The sequence below is a fragment of the Rhodococcus mengyinensis genome, from assembly GCF_048381435.1.
GTDB classification, from domain to species: Bacteria; Actinomycetota; Actinomycetes; order Mycobacteriales; family Mycobacteriaceae; genus Rhodococcus_F; species Rhodococcus_F opacus_D.
On record NZ_JBLWIT010000066.1, the window covers coordinates 23,273 to 35,672 of the forward strand.

Sequence of the window (12,400 nt, forward strand, 5' to 3'; positions counted from 1 at the left end):
GGTTCGGTCCGGCTGAGATCAGATCCAGTCGATGTGGACGGAGTCGATGTGGTCGAAGTGGAATCCGAATTGGTCGCTGTACGTGTCGAAGCCTTTGTTTTCGGGGTAGTCGAGGGTGGCGTGCCGCTCGAGCAACGCGACGACGCGGGCGTGATCGTCGTTGGCCAGTGCGGCGGCGAGTTCGCGGGACTCTTCACTTGTGAACGGGGTGTCGGAGTTCGCGAAGTCCAGGGTGCGGATGCGGTAGTCGTAGCCCTCGTCGGCGCCGTTGCGGACCATGACGCCGCCCTTGACGCGGATGACCGCCTTTTTGGGTGTTCCGTCGGGGCGCAGTACGCCGGCGCGTTTCATGATGTCCTCGGCTTTGACGTTGCGGAGTTTCTTGCTGGCGTCGGCGCGCAGCTCGTTCGTTTCACCGGACCTGTATCGGGAGACGGCGGAGCGGGATCGGCCGATCTTGGTGGCCACAGCGTCGATGCCGCCGAGGCGTTCGATCGCGGCACGGCGTTGGGCACGCTCGAGGACGTCGGCGTGGGGGATGCGGCCTTGTTGCGCCCACCGGCGCAACGTGCGGGCGGACGGCGGTGTGCGGCCGGCATCGATCGCGGCCTGCCGCAGGCCCTCGTTGCCGAGTTCCTTACGCAACTGTTTCACCGAGACCTTGCTGGTTAAACCCGCGAGTCCCCCGCTTTTGACCTGCTTCGACTTCTCCACACCGCTGGTCGCGGCGCTGGCGACGGAAACCTTGAGGCCATCGAGACCGACCGCCTGCTGCGGCGGCTTCGTGGTGCGGGGCTTGGGAAGATGCAGGGCCATCAGTCCTCGTCTTCCTCGGCGAATGCCGCTTTGATCGTGAGTTTCACATCGTGCATGTCCTCCGCCGACGCCAGGTCAGACAGAAGCGTGTCGGTGAGCAGTGTGTCTTTCTCCACCGACATCTTCCCCAAAGCGTCGCTTTCGTCGGCGATGTCCTCACCGCCTGCGAGGAGGTACACCCAGGAGTCGGTGATGGTGCGGACCGGCCAGTGGCCGTGCTCGCGGGCGATCCGCATCGCCACCCGCCGGCCGCGCCACCGGCAGTGGGCGATGATCGCCGCCCGCCACAGCGGTTGGTGGTGGTGTTGCATCTGCTTGGCAGTCCACATGTCCGGGTTGACCATCCGCCCGATGTAGCCCTTGTAGCAGGCGCCGATGAAGCTCTTCATTGCGGCGTCCTCGGTGTCCACAGCGCTCTTGCGGGCCTCGCGGAGGATCTTCGCCCACTTGTCCAGTACGCGGCCCTGCTGCGGGTAGACCCAGGCCTCGGTGATGTCGAGGTCGTCGAGGTCGGCGCCGATCCCCCCATCCGCGACCGGTGAGCACAACCCGTCGAGGCTGACCGAGGTGACCCACGTCTGCACCGGCTGGTCCGCCCGCATGTGCGGGTGCGGGGGCGGCAGCTTCTCGGGCAGCGACAGTGTCTGCCCGGGAGGGAGGGTGATCCGCCACAGCCCGAACGGGGCACCCTTGTCCCCCACCGCCGCCGCGGCCGCCGCCCCACCGGTCAGATGTGTGGGTTGCCCGTAGCCGAATTCGAGCATCCCGGCCGACGCCAGGTAGGCGGCCCGTTGGTCGATGGACACCAACCGGCTTACCCCGTCGAGATCCTCCGCGTCGGGCACGCGGACCCAGCCGACCGCGGGTTCGAGCTCCTTGCGGGGAGCACCATCGAGCGGTGGTACCGGGCCGGCGGTCGCCACCACAATGCCCTTCCCCGATCGGGTGCGTTCGCGCTTGATCTTGTCGAGGATCGCGGCGCCGGTTCGGGCCGGTGTCGGCCCGGGCAGTACGCCGAGGTGTTTCGCGGACCACGCCAACCGGCGACCCAACTCGCGGGCGGCCGGCAGGTCGTCGTCGGGGAGATACGTTCCGGCGGTGGGTGAGCCGAGAATGCCCATCTCACCGACCCGGTTGTTCCAGCCGAAGTCCTTGTTCCAGTACGTCCACACGTACGGTTCGATGACCACATCGACCATCGAGGTGAACTTGCCAATCGACCGGGACAGGTGCACCACGTGTCCCGGATCGCCGCGCAACTCCCACCCAGCGCTGAGCATCGGGGTGAGGGCGGCCTGCAGGACCGCGGTCAGCTCGGACGCGGCGCGGTTGCGCAGTGCCTCCATGTCGTCGAAGTCCTCTTCGTTGCCCGGGTCGATCACCCACCCCAACGCCTCGCACGCGCCCTGTCCGACGATCCACACCTGCGGCGGCGCACCCAACGGCTTCAAGGAAGCCCAGCGAACCAGTTTGTCGAGCTTCTCCACCGAATCGACCGGCCCGGTCAACTCCCGCCCGGACGGTGTGTACGTCCCCGCGGCGGTCACGATCAGCGCATGCTCATCCGCCTCGACACCCACCGGCAGGCTCTCCCACGGCGGCGGGTTGGTTGCGTCACGATCATCCTCGGCAGGTTGCGCGGTTGAGATTTCTTCGGCGCCGTCCGACTGTTCGTCGGAGATGGATTCGGAGGGAACAACATCTTCGTCCACTTCTGAAGTGGCATCATCGAATTCGAACAGCGCGTACTGGTCCTCACCCGTCATCGATCGCCCTCCCCGGTTCATCTATTCGACGATCTCGCCGTTTGAGTCGATGTTGGGAACGCCGTGGCGCGCGAAGAGTTCCTGCAGCGCGACATCAACGACATTGGTGACCGTGTACTCGTAGTGCTTGGTGAACCACTTCAGGCGCCGAGCAGTGCTCGCCGGCACGCGAGTATTCAGGGCCTCCTTGTCCTCTCGCGATAGGGGCTCCAGCGTGGCGACAACAGGAGGTGTCGTCGCCTTCCCGCCCGGAGGGGAGTCTTGGGTGGCAGGCGACAGCACGGGTGGCATGTACGCGCCCTCGGGCCTCTGAGAACCACGGGGATTGGGCATCGAGAGTTGTCCTTTCCGCGTTGAGGTGTACCGACCAGGCCACTGAGTCATCGGTCTCGGTTACCACGGCGAGCAACTACTGCTCGTGGCCATCAACCTACGTGCTTGCATTCTTGCTCGCAACCATGCGAGTAAGAGTGCAAGCAGACTGCGGACAGCCAGCCCTTCGCAGTTGGTCGGCGGTTACCCGAGGGCAGTCCAGTGCCATTTCGCATCGGTGACGGGCGAGGTGGCGGTCGGACCAGATTCACTTCTGAATTCAGGTCAGGTCGCTGGTAGTAGCACCGGTGTGCGACGGGATGGGTGCATGTACGGCGGCGCAACCCCATCCACCCTTTCCCACCCACACGGACCTTTTCCCCGTCGTGCAGGCAGACAGCAGGGATAGTGCGGCCGAGGCTGCCGTCCGGATGCAGGTGCGCGAACGCCCACGAATCGGCGGCTGGGTGTTCGATGAGCTCCCAGGACAAGACGTGGCCGTGCCCGCTGCCGCACTTCTTCCCGATCGAGATGATGGGTTCGAGCAGTGCGGCGACTGCAGCCGGGTTGCCGACCGCACGCCACACCAAGGTGCGGCACACCGTGAGCGGGAGCGGCATCACCCGGGAGCGGTAGCGTCCCTGCCGTTCGGACACCTGCGACGGCAACTCGACCGCCATCTGACTCAGGGCCTGTTGGTCGGGGCGGGCGGACCAGTACTGCACGTGCGGGCCTGGCACCTCGTCCTCCGGGTAGGCGAATGTCGCTGCCCAATGCCACCGGTCGGCGACGTCGCCGGGGCAGCGGGCCAGCGGCAGCTCCAGATCCTCCGGAACGGTATCGATACGGTAGGGCGGATAGTCGGTGCCCGCATCCCTGGAAACAGCCTTCATGTTCTCGCGGATCTCCGAGGCGAGGAGGCCGTCGAGGCTGGTTCCCCACGGCACCGCGTGTGCGACGCCGGCGGCCATTTTGGCCCGGATGACGAGCGGCACCATCCCGGCAGCGGCGTGGAGGGTCATGCGGGGAGCGAGACAGGGTTTCCAGGGCCTCATCACGCCGGGAGGCGACGATCTCCCGCCAATCGACCACCGGGCCACCTCTGGCGGGGGCGGCAAGTGCGGTGGCGATCTGGCCGTGCGCCCGCCGAGCCATCCGGTGCGGGTGAACTCGGCCAGGACGTCGGCGGTGAAGGCGTGGTCGAGGTCAGAGCCTCGGTTCACCGCGTGCGTCATCTGGCGACCAAACCATCAACAACGTTCACGTGCGGGTCACCATGCACGCCGGATAGCCGTCACCGTTCCGAAAGATCTCGCGGACCGAAACCGCCGCGGTGTGGGCCGAGCTCCAATCTGGCGCCGAAAATGCAGCGGCCCAGCCGCTCTCGTGGACATCGGTCGATTATCGCCTCGGCTGTCGCGACCTCAATCGTCGACCACATCGTGGGGTTGATCGGCGATGCTCCACCGGCGATCGTGCCGGTAGCAGGGCCTGGATCTCCTGCGCTCTCACAGACAGATCCGAGTCTCGGTCAGCGGATCAGGCCATCCGCTTCTTGTATGCCTCCCGCGAAGGGCGTCGGCTGTGTGTGGCCGTAACGCCGAGAGCGCTTTGCAGATCGTCATTCTTTGCATTCACCCGGTTGGTCATTCTGATCTTCGTCGCGCGACCGAGGGTCAGCCTGGGCCGAAGAACGTGAGGATGCCGTTGCTGCGACCACCGCGCGTTCCTTCTGCGTGTAGCTGAGAGCGATCGAGTTGCGAGAGCACGAAAGTGATTGGTCTGCAAAAACGTTCGTGGACGTGGCTTTGAACTGCAGAAGCCACTCGGCCTACAGGCGGTCAGCTGTCAATTGGTTCACCATGCTCGGCTGGGTTCCGGATGCGCGACGAGCCGTCTGTGAGCGCCCAAGAAATCGTGTGTGGCGTACGACACACTCTTGGGATCGGCGGTTTCGGCATCATACGATCTGGATTGCACCGGCTGACCCGATGTGCAGGCCGCTGGTGTCGCAACACCGTGAGTTGAATCCTGTTCAGCCAGTACGGTTCGCGCTGCTTGACCGATCCTCGACTGCCGGTGTCGCGGCCCCGCCGTCCGCCAGCTCCGGCGGGGTTCCGCGTGGTTCGACTTCGAAGCGGCTCGATTCGGCCACGATGCGACACGGTGACGCCAACGAGCCCATCCGCATCCGATGCATGAACTCTGGCAACGTCCAAAGCTACAGCCTCACGGTGATCGGCGGGTGTGGAGCATGGGTTCTTCGTCGTCGAATTTCATTGCGATAGAAGTGTTTTGAATCGTTCTCAACGCGACTACCTCAGCGCGCACTTGGTCGATCATATATAATCGCCGACCAGACGGACACGTAAATCTTCATTCGCGCGACTCGTGACCTGCCCGATTTCCGTCTGCAAGGGCTAGGGTCGTCGCCCCGACATGCAATTTGCTCACGAAGGCCCGGCAATTGCCTCAGTCCTCGACAGTCTCTTACTTGGTCGCACACGTGGTCCACCATCTGCACGTTCATAACGAAGCGGGAAGTGTCGGACCCGTATTGAACATCTCAACCAGACTGGCTTTCTCACGACGTTGCGCATCCACCCGCACCTTCGGGTGATGCACGGTGCATCACGTGACGTTCGGGTGATGCACGGTGCATCACCCGAAGGCAGTTCCGAGGAAGTTGCGAAGGTCCCCGTGCAGTAGGCGTAGAGCTCTGCATCGAGCCGTTCCGGTACACCGCCGAGAAACTCGATACGTTTGTGGAATACATGCCGACGCTACGTGCCCTCCGTAAGATCGTTGGGCGTTCGCTCGACACCCGGTCAATCCTGCAATCTGGCGAGGAAGGCGGGCCGCGTTTCCTGCCCGACACCATTCTCCAAAACCGCGGATGCTTACCCGGATCCGGTTCACCTCACACCGAAGCAGTTCTGCACCCAGCATCGAGTGCCCCGGATGGCGCAGGCCGGTCGGGCACCGCCCCCAACCGGCCTCATTTCCGACGGAGGCGGGCCACACAGGTAGTGGATCACTGACGGCCGCTCCAACAGAACTCGGGCATTTCCCACGAATTCCACACCATGCAGCCAACGTCCGTACCCGGCCGGCTCGCTCGGAGCACCATAACGATGACACGGGCCGCATCCGGTTCCGGCGAAAACGGTTAGCATTCTTCGCCGCCCATTACGGCGAGGCACGAGCGACGTTGACTGAAACTAAGCCAGCTACCGAGCATCCGGCCTCGCAGCGCTGATCGAGCCGAAGTCGAGCACCCCGTCGGTCAATGGAATGTCCAGGCTTGGAGCATAAGGAAGGCGTGACCACACGCTGAGGCGTATCCAACCGACGACGCGTGTTCAGTGACCTCATGGTCCCTGCTCCGTCGAAACGGTCGTCACCCCCTCGCGAAATCACGGCAACTCACCAATCCATCGTATCGGAGTCGCAACACTACGACGCCCTGAGGATGGACCCAACTCAGGTGATGCACCGTGCATCACCTAAGGCGTACACCACCCCGGCCCGGGTCAGGTCGATCCACCTGATCGACGCGAGGTCCACACGTACCCGTGATGCACGGTGCATCACCGCAGTGGAGTTGCGGTCAGGCCAGCTCATCGCCTGCTTGACCGATACGCGCGCGGGTTTGTTGTCGATGCCCTCGGTGATGCACGGTGCATTACCGAGGGCGTGACACAACCGGTTCCAAGCCGCAAGTGGATGTGACGGCGAAAGGTCTCGGCACCGGGCGAGGTGGGCTGGGCACCCCACCGGTGATGCACGGTGCATCACCGCGGTGAAGTCGCGGTCGCGCTGGCTCGTCGCCTGCTCGACCGATCCGCGCCAGTCCGTTCGTTGTCGGTGCTTCGGTGATGCACGGTGCATCACCTGACCTCCGGGTGATGCACCGTGCATCATCATCTATTCCCCATTGGGACCAAGACCGGTGCACCAACATTCGCTGCGGCGCGCAATTCGTCGCAGAGAAGGGGTCGGCGTCACTATCTTCGGCCTCCAGCAGGCCTAAATGCTGAACTGACCAAAGATGCAACCCGTCGAGATCTGGATGTTGACGAAGTTGCGCGAGTAGTGGCGCGAGTAACGAATCCGGGACTGCCCAACCGCCTTTGACGACGCGATCACGTCTTCGTATCGCCTCTAACCGCACCGCCCCAGCTACTGTTGCGTATCGTTCCGTCAGCTAGCGGCGCTCCCGCCCGAAGCGATAGTCGGCCGGTCACCGACAATCCCGACAACTTCCTGTGCCGCCAGATTGCATGTCTCACAATTTGCCGTCGGTCGGGGGGGGTGAATACATTCTTGTCCACGCGAGTTCCCCGTCTCTTGACTGGATAATTCGGCGGACGACTGAATCGTGAGGTATCGAACTTGCGTCGTGCATTTGTGCTCGGGTCGCCAGTGATCATTTCGCAGATACTCGTTGCCCCGGCCCCGGCCGACGAGGACCCGACGAGCCCAACCACCTTGACGGCAATGCTTGCTGCCTGAAGTGCAATCCGCGTCTCTGGCGTTGGGGGCTCAACAGTATTAGGCACGAGACATCGCGGATGGTTCGCTCGTCTAAATAGTAGCCGTCCCGGTATAAGTCAGGATCGCGTAGACCTGAACGTCAAGATGGTCGAGAGCCGAACCCGCGTCGATCATGATGACCATGAGATGGCCGCGGCTCACATGGTTGAGAGGCCGGCAAAAGATTCTCGGTGAGTTGCGCCGTTCATCGTGCGCATTTCCACTACTTCGTCCCAAGTGGGTCTGTGTAGCGCGTCGGCAGAAGGCAAATTGGGATGTCGGTGTCACCCGCCTGATTGAAGGTCGTCGAGGCGAGGTGACTCTTTTCGATGGCGCCACAGAATTCAACTCGTGCGAGGAACCCTTGGCAGTCGGGCTGTGATTCGTCCCAACGATTCCACGTCTCGCTCAAATTGCTTTCTCTCTATTTCGCTGACACGCCGATAACGGATGGGCCAGAAGTCCTGCAAAGAGGTCGAATTTGCGGATATTGCGACGTCAGAAATTCGTCTATGGGGAGGGTCGGTGACATCCGTGGTGGGAAGGTGTTGTGAGCGGCTCTCGATCTCTTGTTGTCGCGAAGCAGTGTAATTGTACGTAAATCGCTGTACCACACAAATTTTGATTCATCACGTGACGTTTCTTGGGTGGTGTGATTGCCTACGGCCGCACCGCAAGATTTGATCAGATATTTCTTCAGTAGGCAGGGTGGCGATCGCATACGATTCGGAGCCAGATTCACGCCTGGAGGAGGTTCCGACGCGTCATTTTCGAGTTTTATTTAACTCGGCGTGTCGCTGCGCGGTTTAGTTAAACCCAAAGAGCAGGATTTAAGGCATGACAACTCGGAAAAGTCGGGGCGGGCGCCCAGCCCGCGACGTCGCCGTTCGCCATATCGGGGTTGAGTTCCCCGCGGAGATCGCCGACCGGATTCTCGCACCGGTTGACGATGGTCGTGTGAAGACAATCACCGATCGAATGATCGCGCTTGTTCAGCTGGCACTCGAGAACGAGCCAGCGATTCCGGCGCAAGCCAGACAGGAAGAGTTGCCAATGACGGGCTGATCAGAGCCCAAAAAAGGCGAAACCCCCCTTCGCTCGCCAGCTCCGGGGGTTCCGCTCGTCGTACAAACCGCCACGCAAGGGAGGAGGTCTGCCTTCTATGAGTATAGGACGCGCGATTCGTCGTGCGCACGCGACACGACGTGATATCGGTGTCCGCAACGTCTCATCTCAGCGCCAACGTGACAATTCCGTGTACGCAGACCTAATGTCGCCGGCCCTTCCGGCGTTCACGCATGCCGTGAGGGGGTGTCGATTCCACTAGCGAAAACGTCGGTGGGTCCCACCGTTTCCGGATGAGACCCACCGCCCATATTTGGCCGTTCCAACACGTCCGCTCCTGTGATTGGCAGTCCCGCGAGCAGTCGTGTCGATACCGTGCGCTCTTGTCAGGGTAAGCCATCTCCTGCTGGTGATGCCAGCGACTCACGGCAACAACCTGGTTAAGGGCGCGTGAAAGGCGCGTCATGCACCCCAATTCTGCGGCTCAAGCGGCCGCATTTTCCGTCGACGCTGTTCAGATCACCCCTGTTGGCGAGGTTTCTACGACCAACGACCCAGAATGGGACGCTCTCGTCTCGGCCGCTGTCGAGCGGGTCAATGAAATCGAGCGACTCAACGCAGAGAGCGAGCAGCGTGGCCGGTCCTGGTCGTTACCCGTCGATCCCGGCCGACAAGCCTCAACACCAGCATGGACCGGACGAACTGCCTGGCAGCTCCAGGTCCGCAATGTGTTGAACTCCACCACCGGACGTGACGTTTGCCGGCGATTCAAGGTGAGCACAGAGTTTGTCTTCGCCGTGGCCGTAACCATGGCCTCGTTCGCAGAGCGGTCGACGGGCCGGCGCGTATGCGCCGCGCGGGACACGATCGCCCACCGCAGCGGAGTCAGCGTGTCAGTTGTAAAACGCGCGAGAAGGGCACTTCAGACACTTTCTGTCGCCCGCGAGATGGTACGAGGGAGGTACCTGAGAGCTGACGAATCGTATGCTGCTGAATCTCATCACGGGCGGATTCAACGTCGTGCGGCGTCAGTTTGGGCGCTGACATCACCGAAAAGCCTGGTCATAGCCGCTGGACGCGCGGGGAAAAAGCTCTCCAAGAAGGTCCGACGCTCAAAGAATGCGGCTCGCTCGAGTTATCCCCAATTGCTCGCTCGTGGCCCCCTATCCCCTTCCAGGGGATTTAAGTTGTTATCTCTTGTTAGAGAGTTATCACCAAAACGCGCGCAAGCGCGCGCGGGCCAGCAATCTAAGATTGCTAAGTCCCTGGCACAGCAACCTCGACCGATCGGCCTGCAGCGCACAGCCGCAGAGCTGCTCGTTCATGCACCAGCATTCGAATCGGCTGGGCACATTGGGGCAATCTGCGAAGTCCTTGCGAGTGCCGGCGTTGATGGGAATCGCTGGTCCGGGCGTGACATCGCCGCTGAGCTCACGCGCGATACCCAACAGCGGGGCTGGATTTGGCCGCAACATATCGAGAGGCCTGTTGGATACCTCCGGTGGCGGTTGACTCAGATCGATTGGTCCCGTCCCTCACCATCTGAGATGGCCCAAAAAGCGGCCCAGGAAGCCCGTCAGCGCATCGCTGACCGCGACGCGCGTCTCGGTTGCCGTGATCACGTCGTGGCGACTCCTGGGCACCGTGAGCGGTGCAAACAAGCCCTTAATTCGAAGCTGTTTGAGCGTCGAAAGGCTGATGCGCATACCTGAACACTGATGATCGACTTAGGCAGAGGCCGATGGCCAGTTCTGGGGCAGCCAATTCGCGAAGGGTCCTGGGTGCAGGTACATGCGCTGCGTAGGCGATGGTTTAGGGCGTCATGGTCCCTCAGCGAATGGCGATCGCTGTGGCCGAGCGTGATTTTGCAGTCCAAGTGCATGGGCCCACTCCTGCATCTGCGCGTCAGAGCTTGGCGCCGGGCGCAACCGTCGCCGGGCCGGTGGCCGGTTTGTATTGCCGTGTCTAGTTGCGTCCTTGGTCCATCGTTCGTCTAACCGGGTCAAGTCCCGGGGCGTGGTGTACGAAGGTTGTTGTGTGCCTACTCGTTGGTGAGCAAGGCAGTCAAGGCCGGTGTCACCTCCTCGTGAACTCGCTGGTGCTGTCGGTGGGATGTCGCTGCGGGAGCGGGCCAGCGCGTTCAGGCTGAGATAGCGGCGCTCTTCGATCCACTCGTCGTGTTATTCGGCGAGGACCGCTCCGACGAGCCGAATCCGGGCGGTGCGGTCGGGGAAGATTTCAACCACATCGGTTGTCCGGCGGAGTTCCTTATGGAGGTCCTCCCGCGGATTGTTCGTCCAGATCTGCTCGGGGAATCCGGTGAACGTGCCAACAGGTCCGGCCGGCGTCGAGGTGATCGGCGACCTTCGGCAGCTTCTCGGCGGCGGCACCTCGGTCACAAAGCGCTCGGAAGGGTAGCGCCGATCGCAACCACCGGGACGGCGTGCGCGTCGGAGGTCACCAATCGCACCCCGGGACAAGCCGCGGGCGACCAGGGACCGGCAGAACGCCAGCCGCCCGGCCCCGTCCTCGGGCTAGGTCACATCCACGACCAGGGTATGCACGTTGACCACCCGCTCGTTCTCCCGCACCGTGAGCACCAGTGCGTCGGCGGCGACAAACGTGTTAAGCCCGCCATCGAGTGGCTGGCTGCGGAACGCCTCGACCTGGGTGTCGAGGTCCTCGGCCATGACCGATACCTGCGACTTCGACAGCGAGGTGGTGCCCAGCGTGTCGACGAGCCGCTCCGTCCGCCGGGTGGAGACGCCGAGCAGGTAGCAAGTGACAATCACGGTGGCCTGTGCCTTTCGGCGCTCTTGCGGCGCCGCAGCAACCAGATGCTCCGGGAAGTACGAACCGGATCGCAGCTTGAGGATCGCTACTCGAGGGTGTCGAAGCCGTGGTGCAGGTAGCCGTTCCGGCTGTTGCCGCGCTCGTCGGAGCGTTGTTCCGTAGTCGGCGCCGCACCGTGCGTCGGCCTCATCAGGATGTGGATGAACCGTCAGTAGCTAGTGCAGCAGGTCGGGGGTTGCGCCGGCGAGTTGGTCCGTCCGGATCTGCTGGAGGTCGATATCGTGGGCCCATGCACCTGGCTACGACAGGCCGGTCAGACGCGGAACCGATCGGTCTGCGGCCGACGAGCGCGGTGGCGGACACAGACCGCCGTCTTGACCCAAGTCACGTGCACCCGTAAACGTTTCGTCCCATGACCTACCCGGAGTTTTGCGGTGGCGTCGAGACGCGTCGGCTGGCACTCCCGAGCCGGACTTTCAACCGGTGAGTGGATGCATAAGCCGACCGGTACCCGGTCAAATCGCTAGAAAAATCAACGGCCTCAGTCATGTTCGATTGCCATCCGGCGATCCTGGACTAGCGGTTGACGGCGCTGGATGTGCGACGGCTGGGCGAGTCGACTGGAACTCGCTCAAGCCCTCGGATTTGTGGTCTCAAGCCCTGGAGCCGACCGCATCGGGGTGATGCACCGTGCATCACCCCGATGGATTGATCAGACGAGGTCGGGGATGATCAGGCGGAGATGGAGGGGACGTTGACTGAAGGGATCACCCAACTTCCCGTCGGGTTGGTCTAGCGGGAAGCTGACCCGTGCGCCAGGGTGCTTCACCGCTCGACGGATCACGAGACGTTTGCACGCAGTATTAGAAATTTGGCCTCGCCTGTTGGATTGTGACAGGCGAGGCGGGTCGCCGCGTCATGATGGTTGGCGCTCAGTCCGAGCGTTCGGGACAGAAACGAATTCGACTGGGCGGCAGACCGTGATCCACAACCTGATCGCGATATCTTACCCAGGGCCGGGTAGGGAAGGTGTACTGAGCACTCCATAACGCCCCGGCCAGATGGACAGCATTCGGTCAGTCAGCGGCACATTGGACGAAGGTGGTCGTGGG

General features: G+C 62.7%; 6 protein-coding genes and 1 pseudogene. 1 reads left to right on the forward strand and 6 read right to left on the reverse strand.

Annotated features, from left to right (window positions below; translation table 11 throughout):
- Positions 1–18 precede the first annotated feature (18 nt).
- The 4 genes from ACNJ7E_RS13565 to ACNJ7E_RS13580 all read right to left on the reverse strand — a co-directional run bounded on the left by ACNJ7E_RS13565 (position 19) and on the right by ACNJ7E_RS13580 (position 3,916).
- Entirely contained in the window at positions 19–816 is a 798-nt protein-coding gene (locus tag ACNJ7E_RS13565) for a hypothetical protein (RefSeq protein WP_061041021.1), read from the reverse strand.
- Positions 816–2,582, reverse strand: coding sequence for a hypothetical protein (locus tag ACNJ7E_RS13570; protein ID WP_418340105.1), 1,767 nt, complete (start codon positions 2,580–2,582; stop codon positions 816–818). The genes ACNJ7E_RS13565 and ACNJ7E_RS13570 overlap by 1 nt, the downstream gene beginning before the upstream one ends.
- Before the next feature lie 21 nt (positions 2,583–2,603).
- A complete protein-coding gene (locus ACNJ7E_RS13575) occupies positions 2,604–2,873 on the reverse strand; it encodes a hypothetical protein (RefSeq protein ID WP_418340106.1) in 270 nt (89 codons plus the stop codon).
- Positions 2,874–3,007: 134 nt separating this feature from the next.
- On the reverse strand, positions 3,008–3,916 hold the full coding sequence (locus ACNJ7E_RS13580; protein WP_418340107.1) for a hypothetical protein: 909 nt from the start codon (positions 3,914–3,916) through the stop codon (positions 3,008–3,010).
- Between the two features lie 4,351 nt (positions 3,917–8,267).
- On the opposite strand from ACNJ7E_RS13580, the gene ACNJ7E_RS13585 reads away from it, so the two are divergent.
- The gene (locus ACNJ7E_RS13585) at positions 8,268–8,495 is read left to right on the forward strand and encodes a hypothetical protein (protein WP_005262432.1); all 228 of its coding nucleotides are present in this window, start codon (positions 8,268–8,270) and stop codon (positions 8,493–8,495) included.
- Positions 8,496–10,030: 1,535 nt separating this feature from the next.
- On the opposite strand, the gene ACNJ7E_RS13590 is transcribed toward ACNJ7E_RS13585, so the two are convergent.
- Entirely contained in the window at positions 10,031–10,201 is a 171-nt protein-coding gene (locus ACNJ7E_RS13590) for a hypothetical protein (RefSeq protein WP_166680784.1), read from the reverse strand.
- Positions 10,202–10,536: 335 nt separating this feature from the next.
- Positions 10,537–11,566 (reverse strand): annotated as a pseudogene (locus tag ACNJ7E_RS13595) (transposase).
- Positions 11,567–12,400: the final 834 nt, after the last annotated feature.